General features: G+C 58.1%; 23 protein-coding genes and 1 other RNA gene. 9 read left to right on the forward strand and 15 right to left on the reverse strand.

Going from position 1 to position 24,072, the window contains the following annotated elements:
- Positions 1-123: 123 nt before the first annotated feature.
- From AR456_RS01060 to AR456_RS01090, 7 genes are all read right to left on the reverse strand, one after another.
- On the reverse strand, positions 124-1,263 hold the full coding sequence (locus AR456_RS01060; protein ID WP_021819128.1) for a metal ABC transporter permease: 1,140 nt from the start codon (positions 1,261-1,263) through the stop codon (positions 124-126).
- Complete coding sequence (locus AR456_RS01065) at positions 1,260-2,438, reverse strand: metal ABC transporter permease (protein WP_021819127.1); 1,179 nt, start codon at positions 2,436-2,438, stop codon at positions 1,260-1,262. The genes AR456_RS01060 and AR456_RS01065 overlap by 4 nt, the downstream gene beginning before the upstream one ends.
- Positions 2,435-3,241 carry a metal ABC transporter ATP-binding protein gene (locus AR456_RS01070; protein WP_021819126.1) on the reverse strand — a complete coding sequence of 269 codons (807 nt, stop codon included), beginning with the start codon at positions 3,239-3,241 and terminating at the stop codon, positions 2,435-2,437. Before AR456_RS01070 ends, AR456_RS01065 begins: the two co-directional genes overlap by 4 nt.
- Positions 3,242-3,319: 78 nt before the next feature.
- Entirely contained in the window at positions 3,320-4,324 is a 1,005-nt protein-coding gene (locus tag AR456_RS01075; RefSeq protein WP_021819125.1) for a metal ABC transporter solute-binding protein, Zn/Mn family, read from the reverse strand.
- Between the two features lie 176 nt (positions 4,325-4,500).
- Positions 4,501-4,953: a manganese-binding transcriptional regulator MntR gene (mntR, locus tag AR456_RS01080; RefSeq protein WP_021819124.1), complete on the reverse strand. Its 453-nt coding sequence runs from the start codon at positions 4,951-4,953 to the stop codon at positions 4,501-4,503.
- A gap of 377 nt (positions 4,954-5,330) precedes the next feature.
- A complete protein-coding gene (locus tag AR456_RS01085) occupies positions 5,331-6,131 on the reverse strand; it encodes a hypothetical protein (RefSeq protein ID WP_021819123.1) in 801 nt (266 codons plus the stop codon).
- A 92-nt stretch (positions 6,132-6,223) separates the two neighbouring features.
- Positions 6,224-6,997: a hypothetical protein gene (locus AR456_RS01090; RefSeq protein WP_021819122.1), complete on the reverse strand. Its 774-nt coding sequence runs from the start codon at positions 6,995-6,997 to the stop codon at positions 6,224-6,226.
- Positions 6,998-7,665: 668 nt separating this feature from the next.
- On the opposite strand from AR456_RS01090, the gene AR456_RS01095 reads away from it, so the two are divergent.
- Positions 7,666-7,926, forward strand: a complete 261-nt coding sequence (locus AR456_RS01095) for a putative hemolysin (RefSeq protein ID WP_035588515.1) — start codon at positions 7,666-7,668, stop codon at positions 7,924-7,926.
- A 46-nt stretch (positions 7,927-7,972) separates the two neighbouring features.
- Here AR456_RS01095 and AR456_RS01100 read toward each other — a convergent pair whose 3' ends face one another.
- Positions 7,973-8,758: a glycosyltransferase family 32 protein gene (locus AR456_RS01100; RefSeq protein WP_021819120.1), complete on the reverse strand. Its 786-nt coding sequence runs from the start codon at positions 8,756-8,758 to the stop codon at positions 7,973-7,975.
- Between the two features lie 355 nt (positions 8,759-9,113).
- On the opposite strand from AR456_RS01100, the gene rloA3 reads away from it, so the two are divergent.
- Positions 9,114-9,683: a retropepsin-like aspartic peptidase RloA3 gene (gene rloA3, locus AR456_RS01105; protein ID WP_021819119.1), complete on the forward strand. Its 570-nt coding sequence runs from the start codon at positions 9,114-9,116 to the stop codon at positions 9,681-9,683.
- A 763-nt stretch (positions 9,684-10,446) separates the two neighbouring features.
- Here the strand turns inward: rloA3 and ssrA are convergent.
- Together ssrA and smpB are read right to left on the reverse strand one after the other, a co-directional pair.
- Positions 10,447-10,821, reverse strand: a transfer-messenger RNA (tmRNA) gene (ssrA, locus tag AR456_RS20770).
- Positions 10,822-10,886: 65 nt separating this feature from the next.
- Positions 10,887-11,372 carry an SsrA-binding protein SmpB gene (smpB, locus tag AR456_RS01110; protein ID WP_021819118.1) on the reverse strand — a complete coding sequence of 162 codons (486 nt, stop codon included), beginning with the start codon at positions 11,370-11,372 and terminating at the stop codon, positions 10,887-10,889.
- A gap of 273 nt (positions 11,373-11,645) precedes the next feature.
- On the opposite strand from smpB, the gene AR456_RS01115 reads away from it, so the two are divergent.
- Together AR456_RS01115 and AR456_RS01120 are read left to right on the forward strand one after the other, a co-directional pair.
- The gene (locus AR456_RS01115; RefSeq protein WP_021819117.1) at positions 11,646-12,080 is read left to right on the forward strand and encodes a type II toxin-antitoxin system RatA family toxin; all 435 of its coding nucleotides are present in this window, start codon (positions 11,646-11,648) and stop codon (positions 12,078-12,080) included.
- Positions 12,070-12,387, forward strand: a complete 318-nt coding sequence (locus AR456_RS01120; RefSeq protein WP_021819116.1) for an RnfH family protein — start codon at positions 12,070-12,072, stop codon at positions 12,385-12,387. The genes AR456_RS01115 and AR456_RS01120 overlap by 11 nt, the downstream gene beginning before the upstream one ends.
- Positions 12,388-12,546: 159 nt before the next feature.
- Here AR456_RS01120 and AR456_RS01125 read toward each other — a convergent pair whose 3' ends face one another.
- Positions 12,547-12,999 (reverse strand): outer membrane protein assembly factor BamE, encoded by a 453-nt coding sequence (locus tag AR456_RS01125; RefSeq protein ID WP_202903948.1) that lies wholly within the window; start codon positions 12,997-12,999, stop codon positions 12,547-12,549.
- A 72-nt stretch (positions 13,000-13,071) separates the two neighbouring features.
- Here AR456_RS01125 and fur point away from each other — a divergent pair, with 72 nt between their 5' ends.
- Entirely contained in the window at positions 13,072-13,518 is a 447-nt protein-coding gene (gene fur / locus AR456_RS01130) for a ferric iron uptake transcriptional regulator (RefSeq protein ID WP_021819114.1), read from the forward strand.
- Positions 13,519-13,776: 258 nt separating this feature from the next.
- Here the strand turns inward: fur and recN are convergent, their stop codons facing one another.
- Complete coding sequence (recN, locus tag AR456_RS01140) at positions 13,777-15,450, reverse strand: DNA repair protein RecN (protein ID WP_021819112.1); 1,674 nt, start codon at positions 15,448-15,450, stop codon at positions 13,777-13,779.
- 476 nt (positions 15,451-15,926) lie between these two features.
- On the opposite strand from recN, the gene grpE reads away from it, so the two are divergent.
- The 4 genes from grpE to AR456_RS01160 all read left to right on the forward strand — a co-directional run bounded on the left by grpE (position 15,927) and on the right by AR456_RS01160 (position 21,087).
- Positions 15,927-16,544, forward strand: a complete 618-nt coding sequence (grpE, locus tag AR456_RS01145; protein WP_021819111.1) for a nucleotide exchange factor GrpE — start codon at positions 15,927-15,929, stop codon at positions 16,542-16,544.
- 179 nt (positions 16,545-16,723) lie between these two features.
- On the forward strand, positions 16,724-18,658 hold the full coding sequence (dnaK, locus tag AR456_RS01150; RefSeq protein WP_021819110.1) for a molecular chaperone DnaK: 1,935 nt from the start codon (positions 16,724-16,726) through the stop codon (positions 18,656-18,658).
- A 127-nt stretch (positions 18,659-18,785) separates the two neighbouring features.
- Positions 18,786-19,922 carry a molecular chaperone DnaJ gene (gene dnaJ / locus AR456_RS01155; protein ID WP_021819109.1) on the forward strand — a complete coding sequence of 379 codons (1,137 nt, stop codon included), beginning with the start codon at positions 18,786-18,788 and terminating at the stop codon, positions 19,920-19,922.
- Between the two features lie 283 nt (positions 19,923-20,205).
- A complete protein-coding gene (locus AR456_RS01160) occupies positions 20,206-21,087 on the forward strand; it encodes a DMT family transporter (RefSeq protein ID WP_236995528.1) in 882 nt (293 codons plus the stop codon).
- Here the strand turns inward: AR456_RS01160 and AR456_RS01165 are convergent.
- Genes AR456_RS01165 through AR456_RS01175 form a run of 3 tightly spaced genes read right to left on the reverse strand, consistent with a single transcriptional unit; the run spans position 21,065 to position 23,980 of the window.
- Positions 21,065-21,814 carry an ABC transporter ATP-binding protein gene (locus AR456_RS01165; protein WP_021819107.1) on the reverse strand — a complete coding sequence of 250 codons (750 nt, stop codon included), beginning with the start codon at positions 21,812-21,814 and terminating at the stop codon, positions 21,065-21,067. The two genes, AR456_RS01160 and AR456_RS01165, sit on opposite strands and share 23 nt — an antisense overlap.
- Complete coding sequence (locus AR456_RS01170; RefSeq protein ID WP_021819106.1) at positions 21,808-22,878, reverse strand: FecCD family ABC transporter permease; 1,071 nt, start codon at positions 22,876-22,878, stop codon at positions 21,808-21,810. Before AR456_RS01170 ends, AR456_RS01165 begins: the two co-directional genes overlap by 7 nt.
- On the reverse strand, positions 22,871-23,980 hold the full coding sequence (locus AR456_RS01175; protein ID WP_031207891.1) for an ABC transporter substrate-binding protein: 1,110 nt from the start codon (positions 23,978-23,980) through the stop codon (positions 22,871-22,873). Before AR456_RS01175 ends, AR456_RS01170 begins: the two co-directional genes overlap by 8 nt.
- Positions 23,981-24,072 lie beyond the last annotated feature (92 nt).

A 24,072-nucleotide genomic window follows, 5' to 3' on the forward strand; every position in this document is an offset into this window, starting at 1 on the left:
AAGACTTACAGGGAATGTAGAGTGAAAACCTTTGATATCCACGAACAGCCAGCCGAAGGCTCCGAAACGGAGACTTCGCATCGTCGTGACGCGGTTCAGGAAAGCTGGAGGCTTGAGTCCGGATCAGGTGTTCTGGTGCTGGCCCGGTTCGAGAATTTCTCGAGCCAGTTGTCGTCCGGCGGGTGTCAGTGTGAGAAGGCTGCCCTGCTGAAGGATCAATTCCTTGTGCCGTGCACGCTCCACGACCTGCTGGGCGCGGCTGTCAGCCCAGCGTAGATGATCACGTAATGCCTGGGTAACGTTCTCCACGGCCTGCTCGGGGCCATCCTCGTGATTGAACAGGTGTACTGCCAGAGTGCGGCTGTCGTTCAGGGCGCGTTGGCGGCGGCGTTGTTGCCACAAGGCGAGCATTCCGTGGCGTGGGCCGAATAGAAATGCCAGCAGCAGGAACACCCCGGTCATTACTGCCATCATGCCGCCGATCGATACATTCCACAGCACCGCCAGTTGATAACCAATAATACTCGAGGCAATCGAGATCAGGGCGCCATAGAGGAACATGCGCTCGAGTCGATCCGTGAGCAGCCAGGCGGCCGATGGCGGGACAATCACGAAGGCCACGAACAGCACGGCCCCTACTGCGTCGAATGCCGCCACAGCGGTGCCACTGGTCAGCAACAGCAGGGCATAGAACAACACGCCGGGTGCGAAGCCGAGTGCCCGGGCCAGCGCGGTATCGAAGGTCGCCAGCTTCAATTCCTTGTAGAAGACGAGAATGAACAGGCCGTTGACCAGCGTCATCCCGCCCATCGACAGCAGTGCTCGGGGCACTTCGGCACCACCAATAGTCAATGTGTCCAGCCATACGAAGCCGATCTCGCCGAGAAGTACCGTGTGAGCGTCGATGTGGACATCACTGGCGTACAGGTTGATCAGCAGGATGCCGAGCGAAAACAGCACCGGGAACACCAGGCCGATAGCGGCATCCTTCTTGACCCGCTGTGTGCTGACCAGTAATTCAGTGAGAAACACCGTCAGTAGCCCGGTCAGCGCTGCACCGAGAATCTGCCATGGTCCACTGGACTGGTGGGTCAGCAGCCAGACCACGACGATGCCGAAAACGATTGAATGGCCGATCGCATCGGACAGCATGCTGCTGCCGCGCAGTACGAGGAAGGTGCCGACCAGGCTTGAGGCAATTCCTACCAGCGCACCCACAAGCATGATCATCAAATCGATGTCGTTGAAGATCGACGCGATCACGACATGGCCTCCTCGGCAGGGTGGCTGAGCAGGCGCTCGGCCTTCGCTATGCCGTTTGCCGTCAAAATCCATTGTGGTGCAGTGGCCGGTTCGTCGGGTGGTGGCGATTGGAGGCTCACCCAGCCGCGTTGTGCCAGGCGCTGCAGAGCGCGGCGAGTGTTGGTACCGTGATAGATATCGAGCATGCCCTGGTCGAAGCGGTAGCCCGGATCCTTATGCTGACTCGCGAGGTGGTAGAGAGTGGTCAACACCTTCTGGTGATGCAGGGCACGGCGATCGCTGCGCATCTTGAAGATTTCCCACACGAAGCCTCGCCCTGGCGCAAACAGCAGTGATATGACCACCACCACTGAAAGGCTGAGGATGATCAATGGACCAGTCGCCAGGCCGCGTCCCATGGCGCTGATGACCGCTCCGCATACGCCGCCGAAGATGCCGAACAGTGCGGCGAGCATTACCATGCGCTCGAGGCGGTGGGTCCATTGCCGCGCGGCTACCGCCGGTGCGATGATCATGGCCGCCATCAACACCACGCCCACCATCTGTAGACCGACGACAACTGCCAGCGCAATCATTACTGTCAGCACGCTTTCCAACACGGCGATCGGCAAGCCGATACAGGCGGCGAACTGAGGGTCGAAGGACACCAGCTTGAACTCCTTCCACAGTGCCGTGACCAGTAGCAGAGCGGTGATGGTGACGGCGGCCATGATCCACAGATCGCTACGTAAAGTCGCTGCTGCCTGTCCGAACAGGAAGGCATCGAGGCCACCCTGAGAGGCATTGTTGCTGCCCTGAATATGCGTCAACAGCACTACACCGACGGCGAAGAACACACTCAGGGTCACGCCCAGTGCGGCATCTGTCTTGAGGCGACTCATGCGTGTCAGCCACAGCATCGCCAGCGCCGCGAGGGCCCCGGTAATCAAGGCACCGGTAAGGAGACTGCCGAGATGACGACCACCAGAGACGATGAAGCCAAGGCAGATGCCGGGCAGGGCGGCGTGAGACAGGGTGTCACCGAGCAGGCTCTGTTTGCGCAGCACCGCGAAACTGCCGAGGACACCGCTGACCAGCCCCAACAGGGCCGCTCCGATGACCACGTTCTGGAGGGTATAGTCGCTCAGCCAGTCAACTAGCGTCATTGCAGAGCTGGTCATTGGAGAGCCGGTCATTGCAGGGACTCCGTCTCCACCGTTGCCGCATCGGAGGTCTGCGTGGAGTCGGTGACATTGTCGAGTAGCGCAATCTGACCACCATAGGCGCGGCGCAGATGGTCAGCGGTATAGACATCCGCGACTCTGCCCTGGGCGATGACTCGCACATTGAGAATCAGCATCCAGTCGAAATAGCTGCGCACTGTCTGTAGATCATGGTGAACGACGATCACCGTCTTGCCCTGGTCGCGCAGGCGACGAAGGATATCGACAATGGCGCGCTCGGTGGTAGCGTCGACGCCCGCCATGGGTTCATCAAGGAAGTAGACATCAGCCTGCTGTACCAGAGCGCGGGCCAGAAAGATGCGTTGTTGCTGTCCACCTGACAACTGACTGATCTGACGCCTGGCGAAGGCCTGCATGCCGACCATTTCCAGCGCCTCGTGCGCCTGCTGACGCTCGTGGCGTCCAGGCCGACGTAGCCAGCCAAGACGTCCATACAACCCCATCATCACCACATCCAATGCGGTGGTTGGGAAGTCCCAGTCAACACTGGAGCGCTGGGGGACATAGCCAACCCGGCGGCGAGCTTTTTGATAGGGTCTACCATGCAGGGTGACATGGCCCGCGACGCTGGGCACCAGCCCCAGGATGCTCTTGATCAGGGTGCTCTTGCCGGCGCCATTGGGGCCGACGATCGCTGCCATGACCCCTGGCGGTACGTCGAGGTCGATGTCCCACAGCACCGGCTTGCCGTGGTAACTGACTGTGAGATCCTCGACATGTAGTGCGAGGTCGGGTTCATGGAGCAGCTCGGTCATGGTGTGACTCCGCAAGTCAGATTTGATCAAGTCAGTGTTCAACAAGCTTGTGCTTATCACATTGATCTTCGGAGGCGATCAGTTGGTGGCCGCGGAAGAAACTGCGGTATCGAGATTCACCTGCCAATTGGCTGCCCAGCTCTGCAGGGCATCGGGCAATGGCACGACGTCACCCCCCAGTGCGGTGACAATATGCTGGGTATTGGCGACCAGCATGCCGATATAGGTACCATCGGCAGTGTCGGCAGCCCCCATGGCATCGGAGTACAGTTCGCCGCCAATGTTCACCCGCTGGCCACGACTGGAGGCTGCATCAATCACTGCCTGTACCGTACGCGGATTGATGGTGCTTTCGACAAACAGTGCCGGAACCCCTCGTTCCACCACCAGATCAACGGTACGACGGATGTCGCCAACGCCGGTCTCGGTGGCCGTGGACATGCCCTGTATACCGGCGACTTCGATGCCGTAGGCCTGGCCGAAGTAGTTGAAGGCATCGTGGGCGGTGACCAGGATCCGCTGGCGCTCGGGAATGGTCACGATGCTGGCCCGAATCCACTCATCCAGCGCCTTGAGCTGGGCCTCGTATGCTGTGGCTCGCGTCTGAATACCATCACCACACTGCGGACGTTCCTCGGCGAGCGTCTCGGCCACGGTTGGCACGAGCTGTGCCCAGAGCCCCACATCCATCCACAGGTGGGGATCAACGCCATAAGCGTCCTCACTGTGGATAAGTTGCGTCTCGTCGATGGCTTGCTCGGATACCGCAACGGCAGGTTTGATCCGCGAGAAGCGATCCAGTACCTCGCCCAGCTGTCCTTCCAGTGAATAGCCGCTGAACAGGATCAATTCAGCCTCATTGAGCTCATGCACATCGCGTGCACTGGCTTGATACAGGTGGGGGTCTACGCCTGGTCCCATCATGGTAGTTGTGGCAACACAGTCTCCGCCGACCTGGCTGACCACATCGCTGAGCATACCTACCGTGACCATGGTCTTGAGCGGAGCGCTATCATCCGCCCAGCCCGAATGACTGAAGGCGAGAGCCATCAGGGTTGTAATCAGGCGTAGGCGAAAGCGCATACCGGTCTCCATGAGCAATGGGCATCAGCCCTGAGCGGAGTGAGTGACGATGAGAAATTCTAGCGTCTTGCTATCATTTATAGACTTTGCTAAGTCTTGCGCCACAATGCTCCCTGGGTCAAGAAGCACAGAGCTATAGAGGTAATTGAATTGAGCTATTTCCGCAGAGTGGTGCGTCAGTTGCCAAGAAAGCGTTCGAAAGCGGCCAGTGTTTCAGCACTGACGTGATGCTCAATGCCTTCGGCATCAACGCGGGCGGTCTCGGCATCGATCCCCAACTTGATCAGGAAGGCTTCGACAATGCGATGACGTTGGCGACTGGCGGCAGCGAGGGCTTCTCCCTGCTTGGTCAGAAAGACGCCGCGGTAAGGGCGCTTGATGATCAAGCCTTCTTCATCGAGACGCTTGAGCATCTTGGCAACGGTGGGTTGAGCAACACCCAGTCGACGGGCAATATCGGTCTGACGAGCCTCCCCAGCATCTGCAATGAGGTCGGATATCAGCTCCACATAATCTTCAATCAGCTCGGTGCGGCGAGCATCGCGTGCCTTGCGGAAGCCTTCGACATGACTTTCCGGAGAAATCAGAGAGGCACGATGTAGTTCATCTGGGTTGGCAGGTTCGGACATGGGCTTGATGTTACCTCATAACAGAACGTCCATCTTGCCAACTGCAGCGCCCAATGCAAGCTCAGCTTGGCGGTAAAGGGCATGGGAGACAATTTTTCGGCATTTTTTCGGTGGTGGATTCGGCAAGGACAAGCAGCTGTTTCAGTGGAAGGGCCGACGCATAAAGAAAACCCTGAAACTGGTGGCAGCCCAGCTCCACCAGGCAATGTTGCTGAGGATGTGTTTCGACTTCTTCCGCGATGACATCCAGTTTGAGATTGATTGACTCGCTTCGCTTGTCCTTTGGGCCAGCCGTCGGCTGTAGCCACCACTGCGTTTCGGCTCAACGCTGCACGGCCTGGCGCAGTGGTGTGTAAACACCCTCTTGGTGAAAGCCGCTACATGAACTGCATATTGAGGCCGAAGAATATCTGCCAATCCGGTTGCCCGGGGCCCTCATCGGCTACCGAGAACTGGGGCTCGACAAATATGTTGTAGACGGTCTTGCCAGAGTGTATGACCTGACCGACCCCCGCCCCCAGCGGCACACTGTAGCTGTCGTTCTCGAGGTTATAGGCCCAGATGGGCGCGCTGCGCAGATATGTGCCGCCACCCAGTTGATAGAAGGTAAAGGGCTGGAATGTGGCGAGCTCAACATCCTCACGATCTTCCTCGCCGTCGAAACTCTTCTGCCACGATGCCAGATATCCGTACTGGAATTTCGGTGACTCGGCATTGAACAACACATTGACCAGACCCGCTGACCACTTCTCAGTCCCTAAAGCGTCCTCGGACGCAGTGGGGGCCGTCAGTTGGGGGCCAATACCGAAGCTGACAGCTGGATTGCCGGTATCGAACAGGTAGGAAGCGAAGAGATTCATATCGCCAAGACCGGTTTCGCTGTGCCCGGAAGGTGCTGTGGGGAAAGTGTTTATGGGTAGTGATGCACGCAACAGCCAGTCCGATTCGCCGAGTGAGAAGGGCGTGGCATAGCGTAGCCAGAACTGATTGGCGTCTTCATCGCTCTCGGTCAGGTCCGGGATGTAATAATTCTGCAGATTGAATGCCGTCATGCTGGCCAGTGGATTGTTGGCCTGAGCCGCCGAACCGCCGCCGCCTTCCTGGGCCAGTACTGTGTGGCTGGCGATGGTGCCGCCAATCAGCATCGAGGTGGCGATAAATCGGGTCATGTGTTGCATTGTCATATCTCCTTTGCACTGTAGGTAGAGCCAATCCCTGCCCCTTGCCTGATGGATACGCCAGTGAGCGATAATCCGGGCATGGCCCTTGATCAGAAGTGGAACGAGTAAGCTAACAACGGACCTTCGTAGGTCACCTCATCCAGGTACTTGCTGTCGCTATCGAGCTGCCAGTTCATGTAGCGATAGCCTCCAGAAACTGTGTTGGGTCCCCAGCTGTAGCTGACTGCACCGTAGGCTTGCCAGGTGAGGTCGGAGCCACCGCCGCCGACGTCGACCAGGAAGGGGAAGGCCCAGTTCTGGTCAATCGTGTAGGCTCCACGCAACCCCACTATCACATCCGTCGGGTCCTCTTCGATATCCAGACGGTAGGAGACCCCCGCGTCATCCGCATCGGTCTTCAAGGTGGTATCGAAATTGGCATAGCGCAGGCCACCGGTACCATACAGCTCCCAGTTACGATTCTTCACCAGGCGATAGCCGGCGTAGCCTGAGAGCACGGTGGTGCTTGAATTGACATCGGTGTCAGCGGTTACCGAACCGCCGTCGATGGGAACATCGAGATTCTCGGACTTGCCGACATCGGCGTAGACAACATCGAAGCCATACAGCCAATTACCACGACGATGCTCGAGGTTGCCCTCGAAGGCGAAGTCGAGATTATCGAGCATCGTGCTGTTGTCGATATCGACCTCGGCACCGTTGGTCAGTTTTTCATTGACGTTGGTGACCCATAGATAGATGGACGCCGTGGTTTCCGGTTGCTGTGCAGAAGCTGAATTGGTAGCCAGCATCGCTCCACTGAGCAGTGTCAGATACAGGACAATACGGGAGTTGATAGGCACCGCACGATCTCGGGTTTTCATGGGGTCAAGTCCTTGTCTGCAGATGTCGGAATGACATGGTTGGCTATGCAAGAGTGACCACTACTGCAAGACAGCATTTCCCGTTCTGCGCGGGAATATCGGGAACTCAGGCGAGAATTCAGGTGTCTCAACCAGCGACGAACTCAGATAGCCAGCTATCTGTTGTGGCCATGCGCTCCAGAGAAACGGGAGCGGCGGCAGACTGTACTGATTCAGTACGCTGGATATATACATGGTTTGCCCGATCCGTAGCGGTGACCAATGTGGAGCTATAGCTCCTGCGGGGTAGAGAAATGGCTGAGTCTCCATAAGCCCTGAACTGTGCGTATAGCCGTATCTTGTGGGTGGGCGGCCACGATCCTTCACGCAATGTCATGGAAACTGGCAATACTCCGAGCGTTGCACGGACTCTCTTGCGTGTGACATTGCGGCGATGTTCGCTTGTTGGCTCACGGTCAAGCGCGCAGCGGGTGATCACTACCCCCTCCAGTGTAGACTCAGTTGCCACTTTTGTGCCGTATCGAGAGGTCGGCGACGATGCTGATCATTACCAATTGCTGATGTGTTTTTTATATCATTGATTTGGCAGGATAAAATCGGCTTTCGCGGTGTTTTTACCCGCTGCTGAAGATGGCTTCAGTGGCAGTTTATTGATCGAGAGAGATGCAATGAAAAAGACGATTTTGATGGGAACTGTACTGAGTGCCGCGGTGCTGGCCGGTTGTTCTTCCAGTGACGAGCTGCAGGCCAGCAGCGATGAGAGTGTTGGTATGCCGAACCCTGCCGCAGTGCACTGCGAAAGTAAGGGCGGCACCCACGAGATCCAGAAAACCAATGAAGGTGACATTGGTATCTGCCACCTACCCGACGGCACCTCTGTCGATGCCTGGCAGCTGTATCGTGATGATATGGGCGAAACTCAGCAGTGACCCGCGCCCCCTTCCGTCATGCTGTCGCGCCCTCCGGGCACGACAGCTAGCGGTTGACCACCCTGGTCGTCTTCTGCTGCCTGGTCCACTTCCCTTCCGCCTTGTCGATGTATTGAAAGTATTCGTTGGTAAATGTCCCCTGTATACAGGCTGCCTTGTTGGGGATCGCGGGTACCTCTTGCGGTGAAATAGCCTGGTTTATTGCGCCAGGACCGGTCATGTCGAAAACGCCATTAATCCTGTTTTCGCGAATATTTTTCACAACCTCGTCAATCGCCTTTCCGATATCCGAGTCATTTGGCTGGGCGGCCAGGAAGTAATTGGTCAACTTGCCGTTTCTGGCGAGTATGAACAGTTTCTCGTGGTGACCGGTGATTGCACTCAGCGGCCATACCGCATGGGCATCGATGTCCATATAGACCCCGCCTTCTCGATATAGCACCAGAAGCCGCCATAGATCTGCCTGAGCGGCACCAATCTGTAGCTGGCAATAGCAGTCAAATATTTCATTCGGGAAATGCTGCTTGATGTAGCGTGCTCTGGCTTCGGTCGTCATGAAGCGGTAGGTAAAGTCTCGGCTCATCAGCCTGTTGACCAGGTAGTTGAGATAGACCGGTAGAGTCACCTTGTCGGTGTAGTTGGTTTGCCAAAGTACCCGAGGAATCCCATGGGAGGTTGCTCCTGGCGGTGTCTTCAATATGGCATCAGCATGACCAGGGAGGTGGAATCTCATGTGTGGCAAGGCGAAGTGGAAGGCGTAGGAGAATGCCTTGCAGAGCGTGCCAATGAATCTAAGGATTCTGCCTGAGGTAATTCGGAGTGCGTTTTTCATGAAGTTTTTTCCGTCACCGCTGATCGGTTACGCGTCTACCTGCTTGCCGCATGGGATCGTCGGCCTCCTGGCCCCTGCCTGAGAGGCAGAGGCGGGCCAGCGACAGGTCTCGGAGTAAGGGATATCGCCACGTCAATCAACATCAGCAATAGACCGATGATATGCAGGCCAGATGAACGGCACATGAACAGGGGATTCATTGCAATGACAGTGCATGCTGTCAGCATCAGGACCTACGGAAGGCGTCAGAAGAGCTCGCTGCAGGCGCCCCTCGGCCACTGAAGGTGTCCTGGAGGCATGCCGAGTTGGTGGGCTCTACCGCCCAGTGGCGTTCATTCAAGCAACAGGACGACATATGCTGAAGCCAATGCAACACGCGGTAATGACCGGACTGACCCTTTGTATGTTGGGGGGTGTGGCCGTAGCCGAGGAAGACAGTGACACCTGGGGCTGGGTTGAGAAAGCGACGATCGAGCCGTCCTGGGGGCCTGAAGTCAAGGCCAAGCTCGATACCGGCGCACTGACATCTTCCATGCAGGCGGAGAATATCGAGGAATTCGAACGCGGCGATGAAGACTGGGTGCGTTTCGAGGTCGAAGTGGAAGATGAGGCCAGCGGCGATGTGGTGTCGAAGACCTTCGAGCGCGAAGTCGTGCGCAACCTGGTCCTCAGCGGCGCCGGAGGGGAAGATCGTCGGCCGGCAGTGCTTATGACGCTCTGTATGGGTAATGAGCTATATGAAGAACAGTTCAGCCTCCGTGACAGGGACGACCTTATCTATCCGGTGCTGTTGGGCAGAAGGGCCATCCAGGAACTGGGGGCTGTCGACGTCACCAGGACCTTCACTCACGATGCCGACTGTAACGATGACTCACCGCGACACAGCTATGAAGATAAAGAGTACGACGAGGATATCGGGGTGTAGCGAATACTCTGATCGAGCTACGAGCGCAGCATTGCATTTGTCGAGTGCCCAGACACTCGCCGGATCCTCAGGTACCAGAAAGCACCCTCTTGGGTGCTTTCTTCATGGATATTGGTGAAGTCGGCGGGGATCGAACCCTGGTTTTGCAGAGAGCGCCGACACTCGCCTGCTCTTGCCCCGACTTCGCGGCACAAGAAAGGCACCCTTGCGGATGCCTTCTTCGTAGATATTGGTGTAGGCGGCGGGGATCGAACCCTGGTTTTGCAGAGAGCGCCGACACTCGCAATCCTCAGGCACAAAAAAGGCACCCTTGCGGATGCCTTCTTCATGGATATTGGTGAAGTCGGCGGGGATCGATCCCTGGTTTTGCAGAGAGCGCCGACACTCGCCTGCTCTTGCCTCGACTTCGCGGCACAAGAAAAGCACCCTTGCGGATGCCTTCTTCGTAGATATTGGTGGAGGCGGCGGGGATTGAACCCTGGTTTTGCAGAGAGCGCCGACACTCGCCTGCTCTTGCCCCGACTTCGCGGCACAAGAAAAGCCCTCTTCTTGGCCTAACTTCGAGACACAAAAAAAGCACCCTTAGGTGATTGATTTGTATAGCGAATTGGTGGAGGCGGCGGGGATCGAACCCTGGTTTTGTAGAGAGCGCCGACACTTGCCTGCTCTTGCCCCGACTTCGCGGCACAAGAAAAGCCCTCTTCTTGGCCTAACTTCGAGACACAAAAAAAGCACCCTTAGGTGCTTGATTTGTATAGCGAATTGGTGGAGGCGGCGGGGATCGAACCCGCGTCCGCCGACACTCGCCCATCGGCTCTACATGCTTAGTTCCGTTGTTTGATTTAACACTCGGGACTCCAACGGGCAGGATTCCAAAGTGCGATTTCTCTAAAGTTTAACGTCTAGCGCGAGAACAGAACTAAACGCGATCCTGGCTATACGAGCTCATGTCCCATCGGCAACGACCAGGCGCGTTGCTTCCGGGTAGGGCACAGACAGTGTTTAAGCTGCCAGAGCGCCCTGAGCGTAGTTTTCGTCGTTTGCGACTATTCAATTGTGATGTGGTATTTACGAGATACATCACGCTCTCGGCATGCACCTAAGGGGTTGTCATCAGCGTCGAAGCCATGTCGCCCCCAATAACGCTTTTCCAGTGTACCAGACGTGTCGCGACAAGCGCTAGAGCCTGGGGTTGATGAAATGTCAGGAGCGGTTCTGGTCGCGCATGATACGGCCCTTCTGGCGTTGCCAGTCACGATCCTTCTCGGTAGCACGTTTGTCATGCTGCTTCTTGCCCGTTACCAGAGCCAGTTCGCATTTCACCAACGGACCTTTCCAGTACAGCTTGAGCGGCACACAAGTGTGGCCCTTATCCTGGGTACGCGAGAAGATCCTGGCGATTTCCTTGCGGTGCAACAGCAGCTTGCGCGTGCGTGTTGGATCAGCCAACTCATGCGTGCTGGCGGTGTTGAGTGGCGTAATGTGGCTACCCAGCAGCCAGGCTTCGCTGTTCTTGATCAGAATGTAGGTATCGGTCAACTGCGCCTTGCCGGCGCGTAGACTCTTGACCTCCCACCCGGACAAGGCAACGCCCGCCTCGAATACCTCATCGATGTGGTACTCGAAACGTGCCTTCTTGTTCTGGGCAATAACGTTACTGCTGGGACCTTTTCCCTTTTTATTGGCCATGGAACCTCTTGGTGTACAAACCCTGTTTTAGGCCTTGATCAGCGCTGTCCGTAATGCCATCGGAAACTCGGCTTGGCGTTGACGCAATGACCCGCGGCTGAGGGAGTGGCATTCCGTTGACTTTCCCCCGTCTGCAGTCAGTCGACTATTGCGTGCGCGGGATCAGTGCTGTGCTGGCGTCCACTTCGATATGGGGCGAAGCATGGTACCATTCAAGGCTGAAATAACCGCTCATGATACGCCCTGGGCCACGTGAAGTCAGCGGAGAGGTCAATGCCAACGGTCAATCGTTCCGCCATGGTGCGGCACACCCCGAAACAGATGTTCGATCTGGTCAACGATTTCGAACGTTACCCGGAATTCCTGCCAGGTTGCGTGCGGGCACGGTTGTTGGAGGAGGACTCGTCTCACCTTGTCGGTGAAATGACCCTCGGGCGAGCCGGAGTCGAACAGACCATTGCCACGCGCAACGACCTTCATGAGCCTGAGCTGATTGAGATGTCCCTGGTCCGAGGACCATTCAAGCGTATGACTGGGCGTTGGAAGTTTACGCCAATGGGCGAGAATGTGTGCAAGGTCAGTCTGGAAATGGACTTCGAGTTCTCCAGCCGTCTGCTGGGTATGGCTTTCGGCAAGGTGTTTCAGCAGATTGCCGGTCAGCAGGTTGATGCTTTCACCCGCCGGGCGGATCAGCTCTATGGTCGTTGATCAGCCATCTGGTTCTCTCCACATTGAAGTGGCGTATGCGCTGCCGGACAGGCAGCACATCGTCAGCCTCACTGTGTCGCCAGGTACCACTGCGACTCAAGCTGTCGCTATGTCACGTCTTGACCTGTTGTTTCCCGAGATACCGGCGGCGACGTTCAGCGAGGCGGCTATCGGTGTCTTCGGCAAGACGTTGCGCAACCCGCAACAGCATGTACTGCACGACGGGGATCGCGTCGAGGTCTATAGGCCACTGAAGATTGATCCCAAAGTCGCTCGCATTGCAAGAGCACGTAAAGGCCAGACGTGATTGTTGCCCCGACTCTCGTCATCGGGCACGACCGCGCACGTTCGGCTGAAAGCCATCCACAGCACTTCCGCCACCGCCTGTCAGCCGGTGGCACAAGTAGAGGCGCGATCTGTCTACCATCTGGCTCTACCAGATAGCGCCTCGCCTGGAGCGTTGTAGTTACCGGTTCAGTCTGGGGTCATCGATGGTGCGGTTGTAGATCGGTTCGATCTCACCGCTTTCGAGATCCGGGGCGCCGCCGCTGCTCGGGCCAACGCCTTCTTCATGGCGATCGGCAACCGGGGTCGTCGAGAAGCTGCCTTCACGCTGAATATTGGTCAGTTGGTCACCGGCGAAGGTCAGCGTCATACGGCGCTGCTTGATGTCGCCATAAGCCTCATCAACGCGATAGATGTAGTCCCACTGAGAAGCATTAAACGGTGCTTCCAGCAGTGGAGCGCCCATCACATCAATGACTTGCTGGCGAGACATGCCCGGATGCAACTGATCCGCCATGGCTGCCGTCACCAGGTTGCCCTGGGTAAGGTCGCGCTTGTAAACGCTGAAATAAGTACAGCCGCTGGTCAGGGCCAGGGCCAGTGAAAGGGTGACAATTCCAGTCAACTTTTGCATTTGCGCCTGTTCTTCACTATCGTGGGGTCGGTCGATCATACCCGACCCTACCTGATACTGCGAAGAGCAACCATGGCCGACAAGAACCATGAATTGCGCAAAGCCGGCCTGAAGGTCACGCTGCCGCGCGTAAAGATCCTGCAGATCCTGGAATCTGCCACCGATCAGCACCATCTCAGCGCCGAGGATGTCTACAAGACATTGCTCGAAGCTGGTGAAGATGTGGGGCTGGCGACAGTCTATCGAGTGTTGACTCAGTTTGAGTCAGCAGGCTTGGTGATCCGACATAATTTTGATGGCGGGCACGCAGTCTTCGAACTGTCCCAGGAAGAGCACCACGATCACATGGTGTGTCTGGAAAGCGGTGAGATCATCGAATTCTTTGACGACACCATCGAGCGGCGTCAGCAAGAGATAGCCAATGAACACGGCTTTGAACTTGTTGACCATGCATTGGTGCTGTATGTCCGCCCCAAGGGCTCCAAAGCGACTCGCCAGGAAGGCATCGCCAGGAAATAGTGCCCAGCCAGGCTTCTGGACCAGCGCCATTGCTGCTGGGTGGGTACGGTTTGCCTGGTGATGGCGGTGGTTCTGGCATTGCTACTGGTGCTGAAGTTTATATTGCTCCTGATAGTTGATGCAGGTGCGATGTCGAGAAAGGCCCCGAATCTCAAGATTCGGGGCCTTTCTGGTTTTCAGCTCGGTCTTTCGGCATGGAAGTTTCAAACCGAAGTGATGAAGTTGATCCTGGGTGGCGCTGATCGATGACGAAGCAAGTCAGTGGTGAGGTGACTGGCTTGCGTTGAGCATCTCCCGGGCATGGGCCAATGTCTGGTCAGACAGCTTCACACCGCCAAGCAGACGCGCAAGCTCGCCAACGCGGCCGGCTTCATCCAGCAGAGTCATGCGTGTCAGAGTGGTGTCGTTCTCGTCCTGTTTGTGGATATGCAGGTGATGATGGGCCTGAGCAGCAACCTGTGGCAGGTGGGTAACGGTCAATACCTGTCCTTTCTTGCCGAGTCGGCGCAACAACTGGCCGACTATCTCTGCTGTGGCTCCTGACACGCCGACATCGACTTCATCGAATACGAGGCTGGGGATGGTCGAGTGCTGTGTGGCAATTACCTGAATCGCAAGGCTGATCCGCGACAGTTCACCGCCTGAAGCGACCTTGGCCAGCGGTCTTGGAGGCTGTCCTGCGTTGGCGGCGATCAGGAAGCGTACGTAATCCATGCCTTCCGGTGCAGCACTGTCACGACGGCTGACTTCGACCTCGAAGGTGGCCTTGCCCATGGCGAGAAAGGCCAGCTGTTGCTGTACTTCTTCGGCAAAGCGGGTGGCCGCAGCCTGCCGAGCCTGGCTGACTGTCTCGGCGAGCTCGCGCCACTGTGCCTTGAGTGACTCTGCCTCTTCGGCAAGTGTCTCGAGGTCGTCTTCGTCATCTTCCAGGCTGGCCAGTTCTGTAGTGAGTCGCTGATGCAGGGCTGGGACTTCTTCCGGCATGACATGATGCTTGCGTGCGATGCGGTGAACTTCCGCGAGGCGCTGCTCGACCCAGGCCAGGCGTTCGGGGTCGAGCTCGACATCGCCCATCACCTGGCCGAGTTCGCGTGACGCTTCCTCAAGCTGGATACAGGCATCGCCAAGCAGACTGATGGCATTGGCCAGGCTTCCTTGTTCGCTGCCATGCAGTTCGCCAAGGCGCTGTACTGCCTGGTGCAGCAAGGGGAGGGCGCCGCCGTCTTCTCCATCGCAGCAGTCGATGGCGAACTGGGTCTCTGCCAGGCGAGTTTCGGCATGAGCGAGGCTTCCCTGTTCTTCCTCGAGACTGAGCAATTCATCCTCAACCAGCCCCAACTGATCAAGCTCTTCGACTTGATAGCGCAGGAGTTGCCGTCGGGCTCGCTGCTCATCTCCGTCATCCGCGATTCGCTTGAGTTTGCGCCTTGTGGTCTGCCATTGGCGATACAGTTCGCCGAGCTGGCTGACGCTTTCACGATGCCCGGCCAGGTCATCGAGTAGTCGTAGATGGGTTTCTTCGCGGAGCAAGGCCTGGTGGGCATGTTGGCCATGGATTTCGATCAGTGTCTCGCCGAGAGACTTGAGGTCGCCAATGGTCACAGGTTGCCCGTTGATCCAGGCCTTTGAACGACCGCTTTTGGTCACTACTCGACGCAGCAGGCAATCGTCGCTGGGTAATTCCCGGCAGGCCAACCAGTCGCGAGCTGCCGGTAGGGCGCTGATATCGAAACGTGCTGAAAGGTCGGCACGAGCCTGTCCGTGGCGGACGCTGCCGGCATCCGCACGCTCTCCGAGGCAAAGCCCCAGTGCGCCGAGCAGAATTGACTTGCCGGCCCCGGTTTCTCCGGTGATGGCGGTCATGCCGGTATCCAGCTCCAGCTCCAGCTGGTCGACAATGGCGAAATCAGAAATGGCGAGCTCGGTCAGCATTCAAGCCTCCTTGCGCCCTGCTTCTGGAACCTGGCGCGCGATGACAGAAAACACCGGATAGTTCATTCCCGGTCTGTGTGTTTATACAGTGGGTATGTGTGTTTATACAGTAGTCGGAGGTCCTGCTCAATGCACGTTCGAGAATGCTGAAAAACTACTACGTTCGACTGTGTGGCGTTGAGTCGAATTACAGCGGAGAAAACAACCGAGTGGCGAGCGCAGCGAATCACCCCTCCTGAAAACGCTCATGCCTGCCTTGTAAGCCACGATTTTTCCGTGAATTTCGCCAGGCCTGATCATCTCATGCTGAGCTTTTTGAGCTGCCTCGCTCTACGACTTTTGTACACCAATCTACCCGGCTTACCTGCTTCGGGCCTTGAGATTGTGACGGACATCCCCATATAGCCTCCAATCGCGCCGCGACGGGCGCTTGGATTTTTCCAGACAACCCCGGTTCCAGCACTCAGGAGGCTGATATGGCCAAAGATTCACAGACCCCGCTCGACGATGAACAGGCAGCTCAGCAGACGGCGGAAAACGCCGAGTCTGTCGAGACTGAGCTCGAAGGGGTGGTGGAGCAGACTGATGACGATGCGGTAACGCTCGAAACAGCAGATAACCCGGAGGCGGAAGTTCTCGCCGAGCGCGTTGCTGAGCTGGAACAGAGTGTTGCCGAGGCGAAAGACCAGGCCCTGCGTGCTGCTGCTGAGGCGCAGAACGTACGTCGTCGGGCTGAGGCCGAAGCGGAGAAGGCACGCAAGTTCGCTCTTGAGAAGTTTGTTAGGGAGCTGTTGCCGGTAGTCGATAGCCTGGAAAAGGCGCTCGAGGCTATGGGTGACGAAGCCTCTGAAGTACATCGTGAAGGTGTGGCGATGACACTCAAGATGCAGATGGATGTGCTTGGCAAGTTTGGGGTGGAAACCGTGGAGCCCCACGGCGAGCCCTTCGACCCCCAACACCACGAAGCCATGGCCATGGTGCCCAACCCTGAGGTCGATCCCAGCACGGTGATTGACGTTATGCAGAAGGGGTACCTGCTGAATGGACGCCTGGTGCGTCCGGCGATGGTGGTGGTGAGCCAGGCAGCAGGCTGACACGCCTGCGCCACCAACGGCATCTGGGCAGATCTGGTTGCTCGGGGCGTGCAGATCGGGACTTGAAAATGCTCGACAGGCCCCCCACATAGTTGGCAACCCCGCGGTGAAGGCCGCCAGAGTGACATCAGGCTTTTAACAGCAAAGTTTTGGCAAGATACTGAATTCGAGGATTTCCTATGGGACGCATCATTGGTATTGACCTTGGTACTACCAACTCCTGTGTGGCGGTACTGGACGGCGACAGCGCCAAAGTCATCGAGAACGCTGAAGGCGGTCGTACGACTCCTTCCATCATCGCCTATACCGACGATGGTGAAACGCTGGTGGGACAGTCGGCCAAGCGCCAGGCAGTGACCAATCCGGAAAACACCCTGTACGCCATCAAGCGTCTGATCGGTCGTCGCTTCAAGGACGATGTTGTCCAGAAGGACATCAAGATGGTGCCTTACACCATCACTGAGGCCGATAACGGTGATGCCTGGGTTGAGGTCAAGGGCAAGAAGCTGGCTCCGCCCCAGGTCAGCGCGGAAGTGCTGAAGAAGATGAAGAAGACTGCCGAAGATTATCTCGGCGAGACGGTCACCGAAGCGGTCATCACCGTGCCGGCCTACTTCAACGACAGTCAGCGCCAGGCGACCAAGGACGCAGGTCGTATTGCCGGCCTCGAGGTCAAGCGCATCATCAACGAGCCGACTGCTGCAGCGCTGGCCTATGGCATGGACAAGTCGCGTGGCGACAAGACCATCGCTGTGTATGACCTGGGTGGCGGTACCTTCGACATCTCGATCATCGAAGTGGCCGACGTCGATGGCGAGACTCAGTTCGAAGTACTGGCGACCAATGGTGATACTTTCCTCGGTGGTGAGGACTTCGACCTCAAGCTGATCAACTATCTCGTTGACCAGTTCAAGGCCGATAGCGGTATTGATCTGTCCGGTGACAACCTGGCCATGCAGCGTCTCAAGGAAGCTGCCGAGAAGGCCAAGATCGAACTGTCCAGCGCTCAGCAGACTGACGTCAACCTGCCGTACATCACTGCTGATAACACTGGTCCCAAGCACCTTAACGTCAAGGTGACCCGTGCCAAGCTGGAGTCGCTGGTTGAAGATCTGGTTGCACGCTCGCTGAACCCGTGCAAGACCGCACTGGCTGATGCCGGCCTGTCTGCTTCCGAGATCGACGATGTGATCCTGGTCGGTGGTCAGACGCGTATGCCGATGGTTCAGGCCAAGGCTGCCGAGTTCTTTGGCAAGGAAGCGCGCAAGGACGTCAACCCGGATGAAGCCGTGGCCGTCGGTGCTGCGATCCAGGGTGGCGTACTGGGCGGCGACGTCAAGGACGTGCTGCTGCTCGACGTAACTCCGCTGACCCTGGGTATCGAGACCATGGGTGGCGTGATGACCGCGCTGATCGAGAAGAACACCACGATTCCGACCAAGAAGACTCAGGTGTTCTCGACCGCTGACGACAACCAGACGGCCGTGACCATTCACGTGCTGCAGGGTGAGCGTAAGCAGTCCAGCGGCAACAAGTCGCTCGGTCGCTTCGACCTGTCCGACATTCCGCCGGCACCGCGTGGTGTGCCGCAGATCGAGGTTGCCTTCGATCTCGACGCCAACGGCATCCTGAATGTCTCGGCCAAGGACAAGGCTACCGGCAAGGAACAGTCGATCGTGATCAAGGCCTCCAGCGGTCTGTCGGATGATGAGATCGACCAGATGGTGCGTGACGCCGAGGCGCATGCCGACGAAGACAAGAAGTTCGAGGAACTGGTCCAGCTGCGCAACCAGGCCGATGGCATGATTCACGCCTCGCGCAAGACCGTCGAGGAAGCTGGCGACAAGGCGACCGATGAAGAGAAGCAGGCCATCGAGACCGCTGCCAGCGAGCTGGAAGAAGCCGTCAAGGGTGATGACAAGGATGCCATCCAGGCGAAGCTGGATGCGCTGACCGAAGCCTCTGGCGCACTGGCGCAGAAGATGTACGCCGAGCAGGCTGACGCTGCACAGCAGGCGGGTGGTGACGATGCCAACGCCAACGCTGGTGGCCGTCCGGAAGATGATGTGGTCGACGCCGAGTACGAAGAAGTCAACGACGACCAGAAGAAGTAATACATCACGATATCTGAACCTCGGTTGACGCCAACGCGGGAGCTGGACTCCCGCGTTGGTGTTCATGACAAGGCTCGATCCCCACTGGGACGGGTCTGGCCGAGGGGCGACGGAGGCGGACGGACACATGTCCAAAAGAGACTACTATGAGGTGCTGGGCGTAGAGCGCGGCGCTGACCAGAAAGACATCAAGAAGGCCTATCGCCGCCTGGCCCAGAAGTATCATCCAGACCGCAATCCCGGAGATGATACCTCCGCCGAGAAGTTCCGCGAGGTTTCCGAGGCATACGAAGTTCTTGCCGATGGTGAGAAGCGCGCAGCCTATGACCAGTTCGGGCATGCCGGTGTTGATGGCCAGGCAGGTGGTGGCTTCGGTGGTGCCGGTGCTGGTGGCTTCAGCGATATCTTCGGTGATGTGTTCGGCGATATTTTTGGCGGTGGCGGTGGTCGACGCAACCCCAATGCTCCGCAGCGTGGTAGTGACCTGCGCTACAACCTCGAGTTGGATCTCGAGAGTGCTGTAGCCGGAACCAGCGTCGATATTCGTGTGCCACGCCATATAGAGTGTGAGCGCTGCGATGGCGATGGTGCCGAGCCGGGATCGAGCAAGGAAACCTGCCCGACCTGTCATGGGCATGGTCAGGTGCGTATGCAGCAGGGCTTCTTCGCCGTGCAGCAGACTTGTCCGACCTGTCACGGCAGCGGCCAGCACATCAAGGTGCCTTGTCACAAGTGCAACGGCGAAGGCCGAGTGCGCGAGACGCGGACCCTGTCAGTGAAGATTCCGGCGGGTGTCGATAGCGGTGATCGCATTCGCCTCAATGGTGAGGGCGAAGCGGGTATCAACGGCGGACCCCAGGGCGATCTGTACGTACAGGTAGCGATCAAGCCGCACCATATCTTCGAGCGTGATGGTCGTCACCTGCAATGCGAAGTGCCAATCAACTTCGTGGATGCGGCGCTTGGCGGTGAGCTGGAAGTGCCGACCCTGGATGGTCGCGTCAAGCTCAAGATTCCGCCTGAAACCCAGACTGGCAAGCTGTTCCGTTTGCGTGGCAAGGGCGTAAAACCGGTGCGTGGCGGCCCTCCCGGTGATCTGTTGTGCCGTGTGGTGGTCGAGACTCCGGTCAAGCTTGATGAAGAACAGAAAGGTCTGTTGCGCCAGTTCCAGGATAGCCTGGGCGGCAGCAATAGCCAGCACTCACCGAAGAAGTCGAGCTTCTTCGACGGTGTGAAGAAGTTCTTCGAGGATATGAAGCTGTAAGGAGCTGCTTTCTCGGCAGCGCCTGTTGTTCTGCTGGCCACCGCTGAGCCGATGATTGCCACATCTGAATGTGGTGCCGTTGGCTTGGTGGTGGCCAGGCTGTGTTCGGACCACTGGTGTTCCACGCCATGCCCGTGCATGCCACGGCTGCGCCTCACGGCTCTCGTTACTCCGGCTTCTTTTCGTCGCATGCGTTATACCCGCTGTCTTGCCTCAGCCAGGTTTTCTCACTTCATATAAATCTTCTTGTACAAGAACAGGGAACGCTGCAATGACAGACAGCATGGATCGAACTGGCCTGGGCATCGCGCTGCGAGTACTGTCGGGGCTTTTGTTCACGGGTATGCTGCTGTGCGTGAAACTGCTCAGTGATGTGGTGCCCCTCGGGCAGATCGTTTTCTATCGTTCGCTGTTCGCCCTGTTGCCGATTGTGGTGTTCCTGATGTGGCGTCGCGAGTTTCCTGCCGGGCTGGCAACGCGACGCCCGCTGGGTCACCTGTTGCGTTCAGGACTGGGAGCGGCGGCGATGTTTGCTTCCTTTGCAGCGGTCGCGCGGCTGCCGGTGGCAGAAGCCACACTGTTGGCACAGCTTAGTCCGGTGATCATGGCGATAGGCGCTGTGTTGCTGCTGGGAGAACGTTTGACGCTGCATCGAGTGCTGGCGCTCGGACTGGCATTGTCTGGCGTGGTGGTGTTGGTGTTGCCGGGGTTGGGCGATGCCACCGGCCAGGCGTCGGGCTATCTGCTTGGCGTGTTGGCGGCGGTGCTTACCGCGGGCGCCTTGCTGACGGTACGTCGTATTTCGCGTACCGAGACACCCGGTGCGATTGCTTTCTACTTCGTGGTGGCCTCTGCAGTGGCGGGGCTCGCCACATTGCCGCTGGGCTGGGCTTCGGTGACCACCGAACAACTACTGTTGCTGATTCTGGCTGGCTTGTTCGGTGGCGCGGGCCACATTGCCATGACCCTGGCACTGCGTTTTTCCGAGGCTTCGCGACTGGCACCCTTCGAGTATGTGGCACTGATCTGGCCGGTGCTGGTCGATCTGTTGGTGTTTGGCCTGCCGTTGTCGGCAGGCTTCCTGATGGCACTGCCATTGATCGTCGCTGGTGCTGCGCTTGCCGCCCTGGAAGGGCGGCGCTTCAGACGGCAGCCTCGACAATGAGTTGTGGCTGTCCCCTTGAACAGGTCTCGACGCGAGCGATGACCTGGTAGACATCGCGCAGCATCCCGGCGGTGACCACCTGAGGAGTGGGGCCACAAGCGATGAAGCGTCCGTTGGCGATGATCAGTGCCTGGTCGGTGAAGCGCAACGCATGGCCGATATCGTGAATGGCAACGATGACCAGCATCTGGCGCTCCTTCGCCAGACGTTGAAGGATCGATAGCAGGTCAATCTGACGATGCAGATCGAGGGCCGAGGTGGGCTCGTCCAGCAGCAGGATTTCAGGGTCCTGCACCAATGCCTGAGCGGCCCCCACCATTTGTCGTTGGCCACCGCTTAGATCGCCGATATCCCTTTCGCCCAACGCCAGGATGCCAAGCTCACGCAGTGCGTGCTCGACGGCATCAAGGTCATCCTGCTGCACCTTCAAACTGCGCCCTTGCATGCGTGCCAGCAACACACTTTCGTAGACCGTAAGCACGGCGTTTACGCCGGTCTCCTGGGGCATATATGCCACAGGGCGGCTGGAGCAGGCGCCTTCAATGGTCACTTCCCCGGGCCCTTTCAGCAGGCCGAGAATGCGCCGAAACAGCGTCGACTTACCGGCGGCGTTGGGGCCGAGCAGGGCGACGACCTGTCCGCCTTCGAGGGTGGGGGTCGTGATGCCCGACAGGATCTGGCGGCGGCCATAGCTGGCACCGACTTCGTGGAGCTTGAGCGTTACCATGATGCCTTCCTGCGGCTGAGAATGAGGAACAGGAAGAAAGGGATGCCGACCAGCGAAGTGATGATGCCAATGGGAATCACCGTACCAGGCAGCACAATCTTCGAGATGACCGAGCCGATCGACAGGATCAGGGCACCGCATAACGCCGAAGCCGGTAGAAAGAAGCGTTGGTCTTCACCGACCAGCATGCGTGCAATGTGTGGGCCGACCAGGCCGATGAAGCCGATGGTGCCGACAAAGGCCACGGCCATGGCAGACAACAGCGATACCAGTATCAACACTTCAAGACGCAGGGCACGTGGTTTGACGCCGAGGCTCTCGGCCTTGGCCTCGCCTAGACGCATTGCGGTCAGTGCCCAGCCGTGGCGGGCCAGCAGGGGGATCACCACGCACAGAACGGCGAGCGACATCCACAGCTTGGGCCAGGTGGCCTTGGTCAGACTGCCCATGGTCCAGAAAACCACTGCCGCGACGGCCTGCTGACTGGCGAAGAACTGGATCAGTGCCATCAGTGAGTTGAAGATGAACACCATGGCAATGCCCAGCAGCACGATGGTCTCGATGGTGACGCCGCGCCGCATACTGAGAGCATGAATCAGGAACGAGGTCAGCATGGCCATCAGGAATGCATTCAGCGGAATCACATAGTCGATGGCAGCGGGAATCAAGGCCACACCGAAGGCCAGGGCCAGGGCCGCACCGAAGCCTGCACCGGCGGAAATGCCGAGAGTGAAAGGGCTAGCCAGAGGGTTGCTGAGGATGGTCTGCATCTGTGCACCGGCGATCGATAGACTGGCGCCGACCACCAGCGCCATCAGTGCCACCGGCATGCGAATTTCCCACAGGATCACGCGTATCTGATCACTCACTGCGTCGGGAGTGATCAGTGCGGTGACGACCTCACCGAGGCTGTAGCGCGCAGGGCCCAGTGCCAGGTCGACACACAGGCTTGTCAGCAACGCCACAAGCAGCGCGGCGAGGATCAGTTGGCGGCGCACCACCAGTGCGCGATAGAAATGTCGCTCACTGGCTGGAGAGGTAATGGCTGTCGTTTCTTCAGTCATGCAGAGACACCCAGTAGCCCGGTACATAGTCCACTGGCAGGAAGCGCTCATGAAGCTCGATCATGGTCGCTTCGGGATCGAGGTCGGCGAACAGTTCCGGGTGGAACCAGCGTGCCATCTGCTGAATGGCGACAAAGTAATAGGGGCTGTTGTAGAACTGATGCCAGATGGCATGCATGTTGCCATTCTTGACCGCGTCGATGCCGGTCATGGCGGTGCGTTCGGTCAGCGCTTCCAGCTTGTGACGTGCCTCGTCCATATCTGCTCCAGGCCCCACACCTACCCAGTTACCGCCGGGAACATAGGCCTCCCAGCTGCCGCCGGTGACCACCACCTGCTGCGGGTTGGCGGCAATGATCTGCTCCGGGTTCAGCGTGCCGAAGGTCGATGGAATGATGTCACGGGCAATATTGTTGCCGCCGGCCAGTTCCACGTACTCACCAAAGTTGCCGGGGCCGAAACTCATGCAGCAGTCATCGGAATAACCGCCGGCACGATCGATGAACACCTTGGGGCGCTCGATGTCCTCGGCCGCGAGCCGGTCGGTGACCTTGGCCATCTGTGCCTCGGAGAAAGAGATGAAGTCCTCGGCTGCCTGCTGTTCACCGAGCAGTTCGCCCATCAGGCGCATCGACGGTGTGGTGTGAGCGATCGGATCTTCACGGAAGTCGACGTAGACGATGGGAATATCCAACTCCGCCAGCTTGGCGTCATAGCCGGCATCCTCCGTGGCCGCTCGCGCTTCCAGATTCATCAGAATCACGTCGGGCTGCAGGGCCGCGGCCTGCTCGACATCGAAGGTGCCATCCTTGAAACCGCCGAAGGTAGGAATGTCCTCAAGCTCGGGAAACTTCTCGGCATAGAGCGCATAGTTATCCGGGTCTGCCTGGGAGAAGTCCTCGCGCCAGCCCACGACATGTTCAAACGGATCTTCCGGTTGCAGCGCACCAAGTAGATAGATCTGGCGGCCTTCACCGAGAATCATACGCTCGACAGGAGCGTCGACAGTGACTTCACGGCCGGCGACATCGGTAACGGTGATGTCTGCGGCTGCAGCGGCTCCGCTCAGCGCCAGGGCCGATCCAAGTGTGACGAATCTCATGACTGAGGGCATAAGTGAGGGCATATCGGAAGCCTTGATGATTCAGTTGTTGTGGGGCGCCTGGCTGTGTGAGCCTGCTGAAGCGAACGCCG

Origin of the sequence: Halomonas huangheensis (genome assembly GCF_001431725.1) — a bacterium.
GTDB classification, from domain to species: Bacteria; Pseudomonadota; Gammaproteobacteria; order Pseudomonadales; family Halomonadaceae; genus Halomonas; species Halomonas huangheensis.